This is a genomic window from Photobacterium aphoticum (assembly GCF_001029435.1).
Taxonomy (GTDB): Bacteria; Pseudomonadota; Gammaproteobacteria; order Enterobacterales; family Vibrionaceae; genus Photobacterium; species Photobacterium aphoticum.
In genome coordinates this window covers 21,712-41,492 of the sequence record NZ_LDOV01000007.1, presented here as the reverse complement: position 1 = coordinate 41,492, position 19,781 = coordinate 21,712, and the positions used below count along the sequence as shown (strand labels likewise).

The following is a 19,781-nucleotide window of genomic DNA, read 5'->3' as shown; positions in this document are numbered from 1 at the left end:
GCGGGTTTTTCGTTTTTACAATATGTACTTACATGCTGTACGAGTAAGGCGCGCTCACACCCAGAGGAATACCGATAGTCCAGTAAATCAATAGGAATGCGGTCCAACAGATCAGCAGGGCAATCGAGTACGGCATCATCATTGAAGCCAGTGTACCGATACCAGAGCTCTTCACGTAACGCTGGGTGTAAACCACTACCAGTGGGAAGAACACCATCAGTGGAGAAACGATGTTAGACACCGAGTCACCAACACGGTAAGCCGCCTGCGTCAACTCAGGAGAGATACCCACCGCCATCAGCATTGGTACGAAGATAGGACCAATCAGTGCCCACTTCGCAGAAGAAGAACCAATCAGCAGGTTAACCGTTGCGGTTAGCAGGATCATACCCACGATAGTGATCTGGCCTGGTAGGTTCATCGCTTTAAGCAGATCGGCACCTGATAGCGCCAAAAGTGTACCCAGGTTAGATTGGGTAAACGCTGCCAGGAACTGTGCACAGAAGAATGACATCACGATGTAACCACCCATGGTACCCATGGTCGCAGACATCGCTTTGATGATGTCAGAGCTTTGCTTGAACGTACCCGCTACACGGCCGTAAATCACACCTGGGATCACGAACAGGATGAAGATAAGCGGTACGATTGACTGCATCAGTGGTGCAGTAAACGCCGTCACTTCACCTTCTGGTGAACGCAGTGGTGAGGTTTCTGGGTAAACCGCAGCAATCAGTGCGAAGATACCCACAAGCATCGCGATACCCGCACGGTTGAATGCTTTTGATTCAATCGCCGTGAATGATGCTAGATCCGGTGCTTCTTCAGCATCTTCATCGATTGGGGTGTTTTTCAAACGTGGTTCGATGATCTTTTCAGTCACGTACCAACCCACAGCGATAACAAGCAGTGAAGAGAAACCGGTGAACATTAGGTTAGACAGTGGGTTAACCACGTAATCTTTATCCAGGATCTGCGCGGCAGATTCAGTAAAGCCCGCCAACAGTGGGTCGATACCTGAAGGGATAAAGTTAGCAGAGAAACCGCCAGATACACCTGCAAACGCTGCTGCGATACCCGCTAGAGGGTGACGACCTGCTGCGTGGAAGATGATACCACCTAGTGGAATAACCAGTACGTAACCCGCATCCGCTGCTGTGTGTGACACGATAGCCACCAGGATCAGCATTGGTGTTAGCAGTTTAGCCGGTGTAACGTTAAGCATTTTCTTCAGACCGGTGTTGATGAAGCCAGATGCTTCAGCCACACCCACACCTAGCATCGCAACCAGTACGATACCCAGTGGTGCAAAGCCTGTGAAGGTTTTCACCATGCCCGCCAAGAACTCAGCCAGTGATTGGCCCGTTAGCAGGTTTTTAACTTCGATAGCCGTGCCGGTAACAGGGTGGATCAGTTCGAACTGGAACTGAGAAAAAAGTGCCGACAAGCCCCAAACAATGATTAGGCCCCAGAAGAACAACAATGCAGGATCTGGGATTTTGTTACCTGCGCGTTCGATGAGGTTAAGGAATTTATCCATGGCACTCGGCGGTGTGTCCGGCGCCTTATTTACTGCGTGATTACTCATGGGAACTCCATGTGTGAGTGATGTTGTCAATTTGCGGCGTGATTTTGTGCTTTTATCGCCGGTCAATCCGATTTTTCAAAAACAGAAAAACTTGCAAAGATTGTAATGAAAAGACCAACAAAAAACGCACGATCTTCTAACTAATAACAAAATACTATTACTAGATATTGTAAGAAAATATTAATAAGAAACATCAAACCAACACCAGATAAACCTTTTGCACAAATCTCACTAACACCCATGAAAAATAAATAAAAGGCACAAAAATCAGACGATCCTCAATAAACGCACCTAATCACTAGCCGATCGCACTAATTAATAACCGTGTCATCAGTACAGCGTTTCTACAGTGTAGACGAAAAAAAAGACGCCCTATGTGGGCGCCTTCACATCATCCGTTAACAGAATATAATGCTGAATTCAGCATACCGATTTAGTCACATCAACAACTTATCGATCACGTGGTTTTCAGATCAGACAGATAGCATTCTCTACCACTCTATAGATCAACATTCGAGGCGGCGTATTGATATCAATGTCGCTCTTCCCCTGTGGTATTGCTCATCAACTATTTGGTCAAAAACGCATGCCGCTTGTTTGATCTCGCATTTCTCTCTACGCGCCCTTTATGCTTTACCGAAGACGTTTTTCAGGCATAAAAAAAAGCCCGCGATAACGCGGGCTTCTGAGGTTTGTCACTCACAAGTGAAGGATTATTCCCACTCGATCGTTGCTGGCGGCTTGCCAGATACGTCGTAAACCACGCGAGAAATGCCGTCTACTTCGTTGATGATGCGGTTAGAAACCTTGCCCAGGAAGTCGTAAGGCAGGTGTGCCCAATGCGCAGTCATGAAGTCGATGGTTTCTACAGCACGTAGAGACACAACCCAGTCGTACTTACGGCCATCGCCCATTACGCCCACAGAGCGTACTGGCAGGAACACGGTAAAGGCTTGTGATACTTTGTTGTATAGGTCCGCTTTGTGCAGCTCTTCAATGAAGATAGCATCCGCGCGACGTAGCAAGTCGCAGTACTCTTTCTTCACTTCACCCAGTACACGTACACCTAGGCCTGGACCTGGGAACGGGTGACGGTAAAGCATGTTGTAAGGCAGGCCAAGCTCTAGGCCGATCTTACGTACTTCGTCTTTGAACAGCTCTTTTAGCGGCTCAACCAAGCCCATTGCCATTTCTTCTGGCAGGCCACCTACGTTGTGGTGAGACTTGATCACGTGTGCTTTACCGGTCTTCGATGCTGCAGACTCGATCACGTCAGGGTAAATCGTGCCCTGTGCCAACCACTTCGCGTTCTTCAGTTTCTTCGATTCTTCATCGAATACGTCAACGAATACGTGACCGATGATCTTACGCTTCGCTTCTGGCTCATCCACGCCAGCAAGCGCTGAAAGGAAACGGTCTTCTGCTTTCACGTGAACAATGTTCAGACCGAAGTGGTCACCGAACATTTCCATTACCTGCTCGCCTTCGTTCAAGCGCAGTAGGCCGTTGTCCACGAATACACAAGTTAGCTTGTCACCGATCGCGCGGTGGATAAGCATAGCCACGACTGATGAATCCACACCGCCTGACAGGCCAAGGATCACTTCGTCGTCGCCCACTTGCTCTTTGATACGCGCAACGGCGTCTTCAATGATGTTGGCAGACGTCCATAGCTTTTCACAGCCACAGATGTTCAGTACGAAGTTTTCAATGATGCGCATGCCCTGACGCGTGTGCGTCACTTCTGGGTGGAACTGTACGCCGTAGAAGCGTTTTTCTTCGTTCGCCATCGCAGCGTACGGACAGGTTGCCGTTTCTGCTACTTTCACGAAATCAGACGGGATCTCAACCACTTTGTCACCGTGGCTCATCCATACGTCCAGCATCGCTGTGCCATCTTCCGCGACAGCGTCTTCAATATTTTGTAGGAAAGCCGTTGGCTCAACCACTTTCACTTGTGCATAGCCGAACTCACGCTCGCTTGAACCAGCAACTTTACCGCCAAGCTGTTCAGCCATGGTCTGCATGCCGTAGCACACACCGAATACCGGTACACCTGCGTCAAACACGTACTGTGGTGCGCGAGGTGAACCTGCTTCTGTTACGCTTTCCGGACCACCTGAAAGGATAATACCGTTTGGATTGAAATCACGGATATCCGCTTCATCCACGTCCCAGCTCCATAGCTCACAGTAAACACCGATTTCACGGATACGGCGTGCGATCAGCTGGGTGTACTGAGAACCAAAGTCCAGGATAAGAATACGTTGTTCATGAATATTTGTGGTCGTGGTCATTATCGAGCTTTCTCAAAAATCATTGAAATGAGGGGGGCGATTAAAACGCCCCCGATCTTATACAAGTTTTCCGGTTAGGCAAACGTTTTCGTCAGTCCAGGTGGCGACTGTCGAAAATTAACCCAAACGGTAGTTTGGCGCTTCTTTTGTGATTGTCACATCGTGTACGTGTGACTCGCTCATACCGGCACCGGTAATGCGCACAAATTCCGCTTTCGTACGTAGATCATTGATGGTGGCAGAACCGGTCAGACCCATGCTTGAACGTAGGCCGCCCATTTGCTGGTGAATGATTTCTTTCAGGTGACCTTTGTATGCTACGCGGCCTTCGATACCTTCTGGTACCAGTTTGTCTGCCGCATTGTCAGTCTGGAAGTAACGGTCAGAAGAACCTTTAGACATTGCGCCCAGTGAGCCCATGCCACGGTAAGATTTGTACGCACGACCTTGGTACAGTTCTACTTCACCCGGTGCTTCTTCCGTACCAGCGAACATAGAGCCAACCATCACACACGATGCACCTGCTGCAATGGCTTTACACATGTCGCCAGAGAAACGGATACCGCCATCAGCAATAACAGGAATGTCGTAAGCGTTCGCAACCGCTGCGGCTTCTGCAATCGCTGTTACCTGAGGAACACCTACACCGGTAACGATACGTGTGGTACAGATTGAACCCGGGCCGATACCCACTTTCACCGCACTTACGCCCGCTTCAATCAGTGCACGCGCACCTTCTGCGGTTGCCACGTTACCGCCAACGATAGGAAGATTAGGGAATGCTGCGCGTGTTTCGCGAATACGCTGTAGGACACCTTCAGAGTGACCGTGAGAAGAGTCGATAAGCAGTACGTCAACGCCCGCTTCAACCAGTGCCGCAACGCGTTCTTCGTTACCGGCACCTGCGCCAACCGCTGCACCTACACGTAGACGACCACGATCATCTTTACATGCGTTTGGTTTGCGTTCTGCTTTTTGGAAGTCTTTTGCGGTGATCATGCCGCGTAGTTGGAAGTCGTCGTTTACAAGCAGCACTTTCTCAACACGGTGCTCTTGCATGATCGCTTCAACTTCTTCACGTGATGCGCCTTCTTTCGCTGAAGCCAGTTTGTCTTTTGGCGTCATCACTTCTTCAACTTTCATTGAAAGATCAGTCACAAAGCGCACGTCACGGCCAGTGATGATACCCACAAGCTCGTTGTTGTCAGACACAACAGGGTAACCGGCAAAGCCGTTTTCCAGTGTTAGGCGCTTCACGTCTTCAATCGTGTTGTAAGGCTTAACGGTCACAGGCTCAGAAACCACACCGGCTTCAAATTTTTTCACCATGCGTACTTCGTTAGCTTGCTGCTCGATAGACATGTTTTTGTGAATGAAACCAATACCGCCTTCTTGAGCAAGGGCGATAGCCAAACGGCCTTCAGTAACAGTATCCATTGACGCTGACACCATAGAGATGTTTAGCGAAATGTCTTTCGTCAGGCGGGTGCGCAGATCGGCAGTGTTAGGCAGTACAGTTGAGTGGGCAGGAACCAGTAGGACATCATCGAAAGTCAAAGCTTCTTGTTTGATTCGTAACATTGCAATATCTCACACCAAGTAAAGGTTTAAAGAAGGATAAAATATTGCGAAAGAATTATACGTAGGGAGCAATCGATTGGCTAGCATTTTTTTAATTTTTTTAATTGACAAATTTTGCTTGATGTGTAGTATATTTCGGTTAAGTTTCCGGTGCTGCGGTCAGCGCATTATGACCAAGATCTGTCCAAAAACTGCCTTGGTATGGCGACATTCCTTCCCTACTGCTGCTAAATCGCACACCTTCGCCTTTCAAAACAGGTACCTAGTCTCGTGACGCTATTCGCTCAACAGACCCAATCCAACGATCGTATCTATACCGTCTCTAGCCTGAACGCACAGGTGCGGCTGATCCTCGAAAATGAAATGGGGGTGGTCTGGCTGGTCGGTGAATTGTCTAACCTGTCGATGCCGGTTTCCGGGCATTGGTATTTCACCCTGAAAGATTCCCGCGCCCAAGTAAAGTGCGCGATGTTCAAAGGCAGTAACCGTCATGTGACGTTCCGCCCGGCGAACGGTAATCAGGTGTTGGTGAAAGCCCGTTTGTCATTGTATGAGCCGCGCGGTGATTACCAGTTGATCATCGAAAGCATGCAGCCTGAAGGCGATGGCCGCCTGCAACAGCAGTTTGAACAGCTCAAATTGTCTTTGGCGGCTGAAGGCTTATTTGCCCAATCACTGAAGCAACCTTTGCCGGAGCAGCCTCAGCGCGTCGGCATTGTGACCTCCAAAACCGGTGCAGCCCTGCACGATATTCTGAACGTCCTGAAACGCCGAGATCCCGGCCTGCCTGTGGTGATTTATCCAACGATGGTACAAGGTGACGGTGCCGCCATTTCCATTGCCCAAGCCATTGGCCGAGCCAACGCCCGTCAGGAATGTGACGTGCTGATTGTGGGACGCGGCGGCGGCTCACTGGAAGATTTGTGGGCCTTTAACGAAGAGATTGTGGCGCGCACCATTGCGGCCAGTCAGATCCCGATTGTGAGTGCCGTCGGCCATGAAGTGGACGTGACCATCGCCGATTTTGTGGCGGATATTCGTGCTCCAACGCCATCTGCTGCCGCTGAGTTGATCAGCCGCGACATGACACACCAAACGCAAGCGATTAGTCAGCGAAAACAACAACTTCGCCATGCTATGCGTCACTACCTTGCGCAACGTCATGCCACCACGGTGCAACTGCAACACCGCTTGGACAAGCAGCACCCGCAAGTGCGCTTAAACCAGCAACAGCAGCAGTTGGATGAACTGGATGCCCGCTTAACACAAGCGATGCAACGCCGCTTGCAGCGTTACCAGCAACATCTGGAACGCCAGCAATACAAACTGGCACTGCACTCGCCGGCCAAGACGATTCAAACCCAGCAGAATCAGCTGGCCCAACGCAAACAACAACTGTTGGATGCCATGGATCGTCATTTGCTGCGTACCCAGCACAAACTGGCCATGGCAGCAGAAAAGCTCGAGGCAGTGAGTCCCCTGGCGACACTGGGACGTGGTTACTCCATCACCCGCGATCAAAAAGGCAAGGTGATCCGCCATCCGGATCAAGTGAAAGCCGGTGATGTGATCAATACCTGTCTGGCTGATGGCCAGATCCAGTCTATCGTGACCGAGTAAAGTTCTCGACCTGGTGTCAGCCTGCACATATTTCGCAAACCCGAACCTGTTCTTGTACCAGTACAAATAGAACACATAAAAAAAACAGCAACCGAAGTTGCTGTTTTTTTTATCTTAGGCTGATGCGATAAAGCAATTAATCCACTTTAAACGCATTGTGCTGGAACAGTTGGTTCACAATGTCATTAGACGCCGCGCCACTCTCCAGTCCCAATCCTGAAGCATCAATATTAGCCAGTTCAATGTGTTGCTCTGCGCCAGACTCCGTTGTCACGGTTAAGTCCACGTTACCGGCCTCATTAAACTCAGCCGCCAAGTGACCAAGCAACGCCTCCATGTCAGGGCTATTATCGGCATTTTCACTGTCTGGCAGGAGATCGCTCAAATCTAACGTATCCACATCCAAGATAAAATCGGTGACCACGTCCGGCTGCTCCGTTACATTCAGATCGGAAGCATGCCAAATGAAGGTATCACTGCCTTCACCACCGGTCAGAATGTCGTAGCCAATCCCTGCACTTAACAGATCATCGCCATCCGTTCCCATCACCACATGGCTATCCAGCACGGTGTCTTCTGTCTGATGGCTCTCTACACTGAATGCTTCTTGTGGGTCAGATTCCGCATGCGCTTCCGATACGTCAGCGTCTTCGTCATTGAGACTCTCAGCAGGCGCAATGTGTACACTGCTCCCATTTTCTTGCGTCTCGGCAGTCTCACTGGTTACATCGGCGGACGTTGAACGATCCACGATGTCAATTGTGATGCTGCTATCCACCTTGTCGCCATCACCGTCCACGATGGTCACACCGATGTTTTCCTGCTTCATGCCAGAAACATCAGACGTGGTGTAATTGTAATGGCCATTTTCAAAATTAATCGTCAACTGACCATGTACTGTATCGATTTGTGCCAGAGCGTGATCGGACAACTTACTCTCGACACCCTTTTCATCGATTTTCATCACTGTGCCTGTGGCTCGGTCATACTCATAACGACAACCATCCACCGTCACCGACTCAATCCATTGTGCATCGCCGCCTTGACCATTCATCAAACTACCTTGCACCTGACCGGATACTGTCTGACCCAACAGATCTTCAATCTGGGAATCATCCACCACCACAATGGCCGACCCTTTGTCAGTCGCCACCGACTCCAGGTGTTCCAATGAGGCATTGTTACCAATGCCCACCGCCCAGATGTTATCGACATCCTGACCACTGCTGGCAATGCTACTTTCCATCGCATTGTTCAAGATAATGCGCTCTTCGGCGGCCGTCGGCTTAACCACACCATCCAACAGATCCTGATAACGCTGCTCACTGCCAAAATCATCGGCGGATGACCACTTCATCAAGCTCTTACGCGCATCGATATAGAACGGGTCATTCTGATCGGTCCAATTATTGAAGTCCGACGGTTTACCATCCGAAATGAAATACAGTTGAGTATCACTGCTCTCAAACTGTGCCTGACTATCCGGGTCTGACAGAATTTGATTCACTTCATCCACCGCTTCACTGTATGGCGTCCAGCCTGATGGCTCCACCTTTGCGAAAAAGGCATCAATGTCTTCCACCGAGGTGATCCAGCCCGACACCATCCCTTGCGGGTAACCACCGTGCATAGCGATTTTGAATTTCACCTCGCCCAGTTCGTCATATTTTTCGAACATGGTTTTGATCGAGTCTTTCGCCAAATCCCAACGGCTAATTGGATGTCCGTCGGCATCTAACACAATATCTTTCATCGAGCCAGACGCATCCAGTGCTATCACGACCGTGTTGTTCTGCGGCTCCACATCATTGATTTCATGGTGTGCGCCACCGGCATCTGGCACGGAGTCGACCACACCCAACTGTAAATGGGCATTTTCGACGTGATCGCCCATCTGCACTTCCACATTCACGGTCAGATCCAGCTTATCTTCGCCTTGGCCGCTATGATCCAACGGTGCATGCAAGTCCACAGTGTAGTGGCCCGTTTGGCTATCGATGGTTGCTTCCAATACGGTAACGCGATCAGCACCGCTTCCGATATAACCGATCAACGTCCCGTTATCAGCACTCACTTCAAACGTGACAGGCTGACCACCACTGGTGAAGCCTTCCAGATTTTGGTCCGCACTGAATTGGTAGGCTTCTCCGGCACCCGGCCCAGCATTGCCCTCCAAACTCCCTTCAATATGCGCCCCATGTTCGCTGCCCAACTGGAATTCATTCAGCTCCGCATAGGCATCATTCAGGCCATTGACGGACACTTCCACCTGCGCGGTATCTTTGCCGCCAAACGGATCATGCGCTTCAACGTTCAGGATGTAGTCGCCCAGTTTGTGCTCATCCAGCACCACGCCGTCTTTGACTCGGATTTCGCCGGTAAGACTGTTGATTTCAAACAGATCGGTGTGCGATGTCAGGTGATACGTCACAGGGTTATTTTGATCCACATCGAACGCGCTGACTTTACCGACCACACCGTCCGCGCCTTTCTCTACGCTGAACTGGTAGCTGTCAGCATCCGCCTGGCCATTGGCATCCAAACCATGCTGATCATTGTTACCACTGATAAATTCAGGCGCATCTGCACTGCCCGCAATATCAATCACGATATCCTGCGTGGTGCCATCACTCGCTGTCAGCATGATGGTTTCCTTCAGGGCTTCCCCTTCGTTAAGGTGCTGCACCTTGCTTTGATCTAAGGTATAAGTCCACTTACCGTCGACCAATTCCAGCGAGCCGTATTGGCCTTGCACCGTGATGTTAGCAAACACCGGATCGTCGCCGTTGTCGACATCCGTGATACTAATGGTGCCAGTTGCTGTGGCGATATGGCCTAGATCACCTTCGGTCACCGCACCGGTGAACGAGCCGCTGACTTCTGGCGCGTCTTCCGTACCTGTAATATCAATCACGATGTTTTGCTTTGTGCCATCGCTCGCCGTCAGGGTAATGGTGTCTTTCACCACATCGCCTTCGTCCAGCTGCTGCACTTTGCTTTGATCTAATGTGTAGGTCCACTTGCCATCGACTAATTCCAGTGAGCCGTATTGGCCTTGGATTGTGGTGTTGGTGAAGACCGGATCGTCGCCGTTATCGACATCAGAAATTGAAATGGTACCCGTCGCGATCTCTGTGTCACCGATGTTGCCTTCAATCACAGAACCCGTAAATGAACCGCTGACTTCTGGTGCATCTTCGGTACCGGTAATGTCGATGACGATGTCTTGTTTTGTACCGTCGCTGGCGGTCAAGGTGATGGTGTCTTTGACCACATCGCCTTCGTCCAGCTGCTGCACTTTGCTCTGATCTAAGGTGTAAGTCCACTTACCGTCGACTAATTCCAGTGAGCCGTATTGACCTTGTACGGTGGTATTCGCGAACACCGGATCGTCGCCGTTGTCGATATCAGAAATTGCAATCGTGCCTGTCGCGATTGTTGTTTCTGAATCTGGGTCACCGATGTTGCCTTCAGTCACAGAACCCGTAAATGAACCGCTAACTTCTGGCGCATCTTCGGTACCCGTAATATCAATCACGATATCTTGTTTGGTGCCGTCGCTGGCGGTCAAAGTGATGGTGTCTTTGACTACATCGCCTTCATCCAGCTGCTGCACTTTGCTTTGATCCAACGTGTACGTCCACTTGCCGTCGACTAATTCCAGTGAGCCGTATTGACCTTGTACTGTGGTATTCGCGAACACCGGATCGTCGCCATTGTCGACATCCGTGATACCAATCGTGCCGGTTGCCGTTGTTGTTGCTGAATCTGGATCACCAATATTGCCTTCAGTCACAGAGCCCGTGAACGAGCCGCTGACTTCTGGCACATCTTCGGTGCCGGTAATGTCAATGACAATGTCTTGCTTTGTGCCGTCGCTCGCTGTCAGGGTGATGGTGTCTTTCACCACATCACCTTCGTCCAACTGCTGCACCTTGCTTTGATCCAGCGTATAGGTCCACTTGCCGTCGACTAATTCCAGTGAGCCGTATTGGCCTTGTACCGTGGTGTTGGCGAACACCGGATCGTCGCCGTTGTCGACATCCGTGATACCAATGGTGCCGGTTGCCGTTGTGGTTTCTGAATCTGGGTCACCGATGTTGCCTTCAGTGACAGACCCCGTGAATGAACCGCTAACTTCTGGTGCATCTTCGGTGCCGGTAATATCAATGACGATGTTTTGCTTCGTGCCGTCGCTCGCCGTCAGGGTGATGGTGTCTGTGACCACATCGCCTTCGTCCAGCTGCTGCACCTTGCTTTGATCCAGCGTGTAGGTCCACTTGCCGTCAACTAATTCCAGTGAGCCGTATTGGCCTTGGACTGTGGTGTTGGCAAACACCGGATCATCACCGTTATCAACATCGGAAATACCAATCGTGCCTGTCGCCGTTGCCACCTCAGTTAAATCACCTTCAGTGACTGAACCGGTGAATAAACCCGTCACAACAGGTGCATCTTCGGTGCCGGTAATATCAATCACAATGTCTTGCTTTGTGCCGTCGCTCGCCGTCAACGTGATGGTGTCTTTGACCACATCGCCTTCGTCCAGCTGCTGCACTTTGCTTTGATCTAAGGTGTAGGTCCACTTGCCGTCGACCAATTCTAGCGAGCCGTATTGGCCTTGGATTGTGGTATTCGCAAACACCGGATCGTCGCCGTTATCGATATCAGAAATTGCAATCGTGCCTGTCGCCGTTGTTGTTTCTGAATCTGGGTCACCGATGTTGCCTTCAGTCACAGAACCCGTAAATGAACCGCTAACTTCTGGCGCATCTTCGGTACCCGTAATATCAATCACGATATCTTGTTTGGTGCCGTCGCTGGCGGTCAAAGTGATGGTGTCTTTGACTACATCACCTTCATCCAACTGCTGCACCTTGCTTTGATCTAAGGTGTACGTCCACTTGCCGTCGACTAATTCCAGCGAGCCGTATTGACCTTGCACCTTGGTGTTGGCGAACACCGGATCGTCGCCGTTATCGACATCCGTGATACCAATGGTGCCTGTCGCCGTTGTTTTGGCTGAATCTGGGTCACCGACATTGCCTTCAGTCACTAAACCGGTGAACAACCCCGTCACAACAGGTGCATCTTCGGTGCCGGTAATGTCAATCACGATGTCTTGCTTCGTGCCATCGCTCGCCGTCAACGTGATGGTGTCTTTCACCATATCGCCTTCGTCCAGCTGCTGGACTTTGCTTTGATCCAGCGTATAGGTCCACTTGCCGTCGACCAATTCCAGCGAGCCGTATTGGCCTTGCACGGTGGTGTTGGCAAACACCGGATCGTCGCCGTTATCGATATCTGTGATACCAATGGTGCCTGTCGCCGTTGCCACCTCAGTTAAGTCACCTTCAGTGACAGCACCAGTGAACGAACCTGAAACTACAGACGCATCTTCGGTGCCGGTAATATCAATCACGATGTCTTGCTGCGTGCCGTCGCTGGCGGTCAAGGTAATGGTGTCTTTGACCACATCGCCTTCGTCCAGCTGCTGCACCTTGCTTTGATCCAGGGTGTAGGTCCACTTGCCGTCGACTAATTCCAGCGAGCCGTATTGACCTTGCACCGTGATATTCGCAAACACCGGATCGTCGCCGTTATCGACATCAGAAATTGAAATGGTACCCGTCGCCGTTGTTTTGGCTGAATCTGGATCACCAATATTGCCTTCAGTGACAGACCCCGTGAACGAGCCGCTGACTTCTGGCGCGTCTTCGGTGCCGGTAATATCAATGACAATGGCTTGTTTTGTGCCATCGCTCGCGGTCAACGTGATGGTGTCTTTCACCACATCGCCTTCGTCCAACTGCTGCACCTTGCTTTGATCTAAGGTGTACGTCCACTTGCCATCAACCAATTCCAGCGAGCCGTATTGACCTTGCACCGTGGTGTTCGCAAACACAGGATCATCACCGTTGTCAACGTCAGAAATGCCAATCGTACCGGCTGTGGTTGCTGAATCGGGATCACCGATATTGCCTTCAGTCACTAAACCGGTGAACGAACCGCTGACTTCTGGTGCGTCTTCGGTACCGGTAATGTCAATCACGATGTCTTGTTTTGTGCCGTCGCTCGCCGTCAGGGTAATGGTGTCTTTGACTACATCGCCTTCATCCAACTGCTGCACCTTGCTTTGATCCAGCGTGTAGGTCCACTTGCCGTCGACTAACTCCAGCGAGCCGTATTGACCTTGGATTGTTGTATTCGCAAAAACCGGATCGTCGCCGTTATCGACGTCAGAAATCGCAATGGTGCCGCTTGCAGTTGCCACATCATTCAAATCACCTTCAGTGACTGAACCGGTGAATGACCCGGTCACCACAGGCGAATCTTCAGTGCCGGTAATATCGATGACGATATCTTGTTTTGTGCCGTCGCTCGCCGTCAGGGTGATGGTGTCTTTGACCACATCGCCTTCATCCAGCTGCTGCACTTTGCTTTGATCCAGGGTGTACGTCCACTTACCGTCGACCAATTCAAATGAGCCGTATTGGCCTTGCACGGTGGTATTCGCAAACACCGGATCGTCGCCGTTATCGACATCCGTGATACCAATAGTGCCGGTTGCCGTTGCCACGTCAGTTAAGTCACCTTCAGAGACTGAGCCGGTGAATGAACCGCTGACTTCTGGCGCGTCTTCAGTGCCGGTAATATCGATGACGATATCTTGTTTTGTGCCGTCGCTCGCCGTCAACGTAATGGTGTCTTTGACTACATCACCTTCATCCAGCTGCTGCACCTTGCTTTGATCCAGCGTGTACGTCCACTTGCCGTCAACCAATTCCAGTGAGCCGTATTGGCCTTGGATTGTGGTGTTGGCGAACACCGGATCGTCACCGTTATCGACATCAGAAATCGCAATGGTGCCGCTTGTAGTCGCCACGTCAGTTAAGTCACCTTCAGTGACTGAACCGGTGAACGAACCTGAAACTACAGACGCATCTTCGGTACCGGTAATATCAATGACGATGTCTTGCTTCGTGCCGTCGCTCGCCGTCAGGGTAATGGTGTCTTTGACCACATCGCCTTCATCCAGCTGCTGGACTTTGCTTTGATCTAAGGTGTACGTCCACTTGCCGTCGACTAATTCCAGCGAGCCGTATTGGCCTTGTACGGTAGTGTTAGCAAACACTGGATCGTCGCCGTTATCGACATCCGTGATACCAATGATGCCTGTCGCGATCTCTACTTCACCGATATTGCCTTCAGTCACAGAACCGGTGAACAAACCGCTGACTTCTGGCGCATCTTCCGTGCCAGTAATATCAATCACGATGTCTTGCTTCGTGCCGTCGCTGGCGGTCAAAGTGATAGTGTCTTTGACTACATCGCCTTCGTCCAACTGCTGCACCTTGCTTTGATCTAAAGTGTACGTCCACTTGCCGTCGACCAGCTCTAACGAGCCGTATTGACCTTGTACGGTGGTATTCGCGAACACCGGATCGTCGCCGTTGTCGACATCAGAAATACCAATGGTACCGCTTGTAGTCGCCACCTCAGTTAAGTCGCCTTCAGTGACTGATCCCGTGAACGAACCTGAAACTACAGGCGCGTCTTCGGTGCCGGTAATGTCGATGACGATGTCTTGCTTCGTGCCATCGCTCGCTGTCAACGTAATGGTGTCTTTGACCACATCACCTTCGTCCAACTGCTGCACCTTGCTTTGATCTAAGGTGTAGGCCCACTTACCGTCGACCAGCTCTAACGAGCCGTATTGACCTTGCACCGTGATGTTCGTAAACACCGGATCATCGCCGTTGTCGACATCAGAAATACCAATAGTACCGCTTGTAGTTGCCACCTCAGTTAAGTCACCTTCAGTGACAGACCCCGTGAACGAACCGCTGACTTCTGGCGCATCTTCGGTGCCGGTAATATCAATCACAATGTCTTGCTTTGTGCCATCGCTCGCCGTCAACGTGATGGTGTCTTTGACTACATCACCTTCGTCCAACTGCTGCACCTTGCTTTGATCCAACGTGTACGTCCACTTGCCATCGACTAATTCCAGCGAGCCGTATTGACCTTGCATCGTGGTATTCGCAAACACCGGATCATCGCCGTTGTCGATATCCGTGATACCAATGGTGCCAGTTGCTGTGGCGATATGGCCTAGGTCACCTTCAGTCACTGAACCCGTGAATGAACCGCTGACTTCTGGCGCATCTTCGGTGCCGATAATATCAATCACGATGTCTTGCTTTGTGCCGTCGCTGGCGGTCAGGGTGATGGTGTCTTTCACCACATCGCCTTCGTCCAGCTGCTGCACCTTGCTTTGATCTAAGGTGTACGTCCACTTGCCGTCGACCAATTCCAGTGAGCCGTATTGGCCTTGTACGGTGGTGTTAGTAAACACCGGATCATCACCGTTATCGACATCCGAGATACCAATGGTGCCAGTTGCTGTGGCGATATGGCCTAGGTCACCTTCAGTAACAGAACCCGTAAATGAACCGCTGACTTCTGGCGCATCTTCGGTGCCGGTAATCGTGATAACGATATCGTGTGTGGTACCGTCAGCAGATGTGACAGTAATGGTGCGAACCACAGGATCACTGTCTACATCCAGCGCCTGCACATCCGGGTGGTCGTTGTTCAGCGTATAGGTCCAGTTTCCCTTCGCATCGATAGAAAACGTGCCCCACTGACCATCTTGAATGTCTGTCTGAGGTTGGAACACCGCCTCGCCATGGTCCACATCGGTAATATCCAGCTTACCGCCGGCGGTTAACGTCGCATCTTCTTGTACTGAACCGGTATCACTGCCAGGCTGATGCGGGCGGATCACCGCGCCATCATTGGTGCCTTCAATTGTAATGGTCAGTGTCTCGGTCGTGCTGCCACCACGGCCGTCACTCACCTGAAACGGGATCGTCAATTCAAGGGTTTCCCCTTCTTTTAGGCTGTCGTAGGCGGCGTGGCTCGGATCAAACTGATAAGAGCCATCGGCATTAAACGTTAAACCAGCAGGCGGCGTGCTCTCCACCAGCGAATACGTCAGCTTGTCGCCATCGGGATCAGAAGCAGAAAGGTGACCATGAACGGTATGACCGCCTTCCACCACAGACTCAAAAGCCGGTTTGGCGTCAGGGTCTCGGTTAAGGTTGGCAGTAAAAGGTTCAGAAGAGGCTGCACGTAAATCGACAGCAAGCAGAGAATGATCGAGTGTATTGGTGGTGTCATAGCCCGCGCTGGCTAATAAGCTGTCATTGTTATAATCAACTACCACAAATCCTTGGCTCGCTGCGCCATTATTTTCCACACCCGCAGCAGTGGCCGCCAAAATAACCGTAGGATCCTGACCCGCTAAAATAGCCTCATGGATCGCAGCAACATCCTCTTCATCGAACAGTGCATCAGCAGAATTATGCTCGGAGAAAGTGACGTTATTATCGAGCGCAACAACCTTTGGCTCTTTTTCATTAACAGCAACGCAGGTAGGGCAAGAGGAATTAACAGTGTAAGGAACACCGTTCTGTAATAGAGAGAAATCCGTCTCTGCATTGCTTAAAATAAGATCTTCAGGCTGCATTTGATAATCAGATTTAACGGCTTTGACCTCGCCATTTTCCTTTATCACAAACACCACGCCATCTTTTACGCTGACGTCGATTACCTTGCTGTTATTACTTGAAACCATATCTGACCACCACTTTGCATTCCCAAGGGCTTGGCCTTCCATCAGTAAAAGGCCTTACTAATATTCTTGTTTCTTACTCTGGCCGAGGGAGAGACCGTCCTCTAGCCATCAAAATATTGACGCCAAATCATTCCCAAAAGGGATGACATTGAGCTAACGCAGGAGCAATTTGCGACATAAGCCACTCAACTGGTGTCATTTACGACAAATAAAATGCTTTACGCCAATTTTTTAGCAGTCTATCATCGGAAAATAAGCGAAACAATCCAGATGTAATTCCAATAAAACATATATAAAACATGGATCTTTAGAAGTTGTCCGCATGAAAAAACAATCACGCTCATTGGCATCCAATCATCTGGATTTTATTGACGATAAAACCGCCGCTTTACTCCTCAACACGCCGAAAAGTGCCAGAATTATTCTGTGGACGATCGTGTTCTTTTTTATCTCAGCGGTGATCTGGGCGTCGTTCGCACAACTGGATCAAGTCACCGTGGGTCAAGGCAAAGTTATTCCCTCTTCACAGTTACAAGTCGTGCAAAATTTAGAAGGCGGGATCGTTGAAAAGGTACTGATTAAAGTCGGCCAGCATGTCGATAAAGGTCAAAAATTAATCTTATTAGATGACACCTTATTTCAGTCCGATTACCAAGAACGCAATCTTGCCCTTGCCGCCGCCAAAGCCGATGTCGCGCGATTAAATGCCTTACATGAAACAGTGCATGTTGATAAAGAGAAAGCCGAGAATAATTGGCAGAAGAGTGTTGTTATTTCACCGCAAGCAATCGTTTTCGAACCTGAATTTTTGCATAACCATCCTAAATTGGTTCAACGCCAAAAAAATCATTATCTCGATGAAGTCTCTAATATTGAAAACCAGCTTTCAGTGACCTCTGAACAAATTAGTCAGAAAGAGCGAGAGTTGATTGAAAATAAATCGCGCCTGAAAAACCTGAAAGACAACTACGCGATTGCCAAGAAAGAATACAACATCACCAAGCCGCTGGCGGATGAGGGGATCGTACCGCCCATTGAACTGCTGAAACTGGAACGACAACTCAACAGTACCCAGCAAGAGCTGAACTCGACCTCACTGAAAATTCCGGTACTCAAAGCCGCCATTAAAGAAGCGATTTACAAGCATATCGATATCGCGCTGAAGTTTCGCTCTGATGTACAGGCAGAGCTGAACGAAACCAGTGACAAACTGGCCAGCTTATCGCAATCGCAAGTGGGACTAAAAGACCGCGTGAACCGTACCACGGTCACCTCACCGGTCACCGGCACCATTCAGAAAATTTACATCAACACCGTCGGTGGCGTGATCCAACCGGGTATGCCACTGGTCGAGATTGTGCCGACCGAAGACAACCTGCTGATCGAAGCCAAAATTGCCCCGCAGGACATCGGCTTTCTGCGCCCGGGCCTGCAAGCCATTGTCAAATTCAGCGCGTATGACTTTACCCGTTATGGCGGCCTGTCCGGCACGCTGGAAAACATCAGTGCAGACACCATTCAGGACGAAGAAGGCAACAGCTTCTACCAAGTCCGTATTCGTACGCACAAAAACAACCTGACGGGACCCAACGGTGATCCCTTACCGATCATCCCCGGCATGACCGCTTCTGCAGACATTATCACCGGCAAACGTACGGTACTGCAGTACTTACTTAAACCGATCCTAACCGCTAGCCAGACCGCACTACGAGAATAACGCAATGATTAAACACACGTTGAAACCGTTGGCTCTGCTGCTCACCCTGCAGAGTGTTGCCATGCCTGCTATGGCACAATCGCTGGAACAGGCCATTGCCCATACTTTGGCCTCAAACCCGGACATCAAGGGGGCTTATAACGAATTTATGAGTCGTCAGGAGCAGATTGACACGGCAGGCAGTAACTACTTACCGTCGCTGGATTTAGAAGCAGGGATCGGGTACGAAAACTACGACAACGAATACGGCACACAGGGAGAATACACCCCGCGCATGGCCAAACTGAGCTTTCGCCAGCTGATCTGGGATGGCTCCATCACCTATAACGATATTCAACGCAACAAAGCCGAAGCCGAAGCACAGCGCTTTCAGTTGCTGGCAGATTCACAAGACACGGCGCTATCGGCCGCCGAAGCCTACCTCAATGTGCTGCGCAGCCAAGACGTACTCGCCCTGTCGGAAGCGAACGTCAAAGTACACCAGAAGATGTACAAAGAGATCAGCCGTCGTACCCAATCAGGGATTGGTTCAACCGCTGATTTGGCACAAATCGAAGGCCGTCTGGCCCGTTCTAACACCAACCTACTTGCCGCCCGCAGCAACCTTAATGATGCAATAACCACTTTTGTCCGCGTGGTGGGTGAGTACCCGAATGATTTGGTGAAACCACAAGTCGACAGCCTGTACGTGCCGGCCAGTCTCGATAAAGCCCTGGAGCAAGCGCGCGAGAACAACCCGATTATTCAGGTTGCGGCCAATGACATTGACGCCGCGCAACAGCAATACGAACAAGCAAAAGGTAACTACTACCCAAGCTTTACGCTGGAAGGCTCTCAGCAATGGGGTGACGAAGTAGGCGGCAGCGCAGGCGATAACGATGAATTCAAAGCCATGGTGAAAATGCGCTACAACCTGTTCAACGGTAACGGTGATGTCGCGAAAAGTCGCGAAGCGGCCTACCAGCTGAATAAATCAAAAGACATTCGCGATCGCGCTTACCAAATGCTTGAGCAAAGCACCCGCCTGTCGTGGAGTGCGATGGAACTGGCTAACCAGCAGAACCAATTTTTGGAGCAGCATGTGGATGCCTCTGCCCGCACGGTGATGGCCTACGAGAAACAATTCAAGATCGGCCAGCGTACCTTGTTGGACGTGCTGAACACGGAAAATGAGCTGTTCGAAGCCCGTAAGTCTTACCTGCAAGCACACTACAACGGCATTTTAGCCAAATACCGTGTACTCAATGCCACCGGCCAATTGCTGGCTGAAATGCGCATTGATCTTGCCGATAACTGGACACAGTCAGTCAAATAATCACCGGACACCACGATCAG

7 protein-coding genes are annotated in these 19,781 nt (G+C 50.5%); 3 read left to right on the top strand and 4 right to left on the bottom strand.

Annotated elements, in window-relative coordinates; all coding sequences use genetic code 11:
• Positions 1-28: 28 nt before the first annotated feature.
• The 3 genes from ABT58_RS03285 to guaB all read right to left on the bottom strand — a co-directional run bounded on the left by ABT58_RS03285 (position 29) and on the right by guaB (position 5,466).
• Positions 29-1,588, bottom strand: a complete 1,560-nt coding sequence (locus ABT58_RS03285; protein WP_047872947.1) for an AbgT family transporter — start codon at positions 1,586-1,588, stop codon at positions 29-31.
• Between the two features lie 713 nt (positions 1,589-2,301).
• A complete protein-coding gene (gene guaA, locus ABT58_RS03280) occupies positions 2,302-3,885 on the bottom strand; it encodes a glutamine-hydrolyzing GMP synthase (RefSeq protein ID WP_047872946.1) in 1,584 nt (527 codons plus the stop codon).
• A 117-nt stretch (positions 3,886-4,002) separates the two neighbouring features.
• Positions 4,003-5,466, bottom strand: a complete 1,464-nt coding sequence (gene guaB, locus ABT58_RS03275) for an IMP dehydrogenase (RefSeq protein WP_047872945.1) — start codon at positions 5,464-5,466, stop codon at positions 4,003-4,005.
• 270 nt (positions 5,467-5,736) lie between these two features.
• Between guaB and xseA the strand changes: the two genes are divergently transcribed.
• Complete coding sequence (gene xseA, locus ABT58_RS03270) at positions 5,737-7,086, top strand: exodeoxyribonuclease VII large subunit (protein ID WP_047872944.1); 1,350 nt, start codon at positions 5,737-5,739, stop codon at positions 7,084-7,086.
• A gap of 136 nt (positions 7,087-7,222) precedes the next feature.
• Here xseA and ABT58_RS03265 read toward each other — a convergent pair whose 3' ends face one another.
• Positions 7,223-16,729, bottom strand: coding sequence for a retention module-containing protein (locus ABT58_RS03265; RefSeq protein ID WP_158261743.1), 9,507 nt, complete (start codon positions 16,727-16,729; stop codon positions 7,223-7,225).
• A 322-nt stretch (positions 16,730-17,051) separates the two neighbouring features.
• Here ABT58_RS03265 and ABT58_RS03260 point away from each other — a divergent pair, with 322 nt between their 5' ends.
• Both ABT58_RS03260 and ABT58_RS03255 read left to right on the top strand, forming a co-directional pair.
• A complete protein-coding gene (locus ABT58_RS03260) occupies positions 17,052-18,446 on the top strand; it encodes an HlyD family type I secretion periplasmic adaptor subunit (RefSeq protein ID WP_047872942.1) in 1,395 nt (464 codons plus the stop codon).
• A 4-nt stretch (positions 18,447-18,450) separates the two neighbouring features.
• The gene (locus ABT58_RS03255) at positions 18,451-19,761 is read left to right on the top strand and encodes a TolC family outer membrane protein (protein ID WP_047872941.1); all 1,311 of its coding nucleotides are present in this window, start codon (positions 18,451-18,453) and stop codon (positions 19,759-19,761) included.
• Positions 19,762-19,781 lie beyond the last annotated feature (20 nt).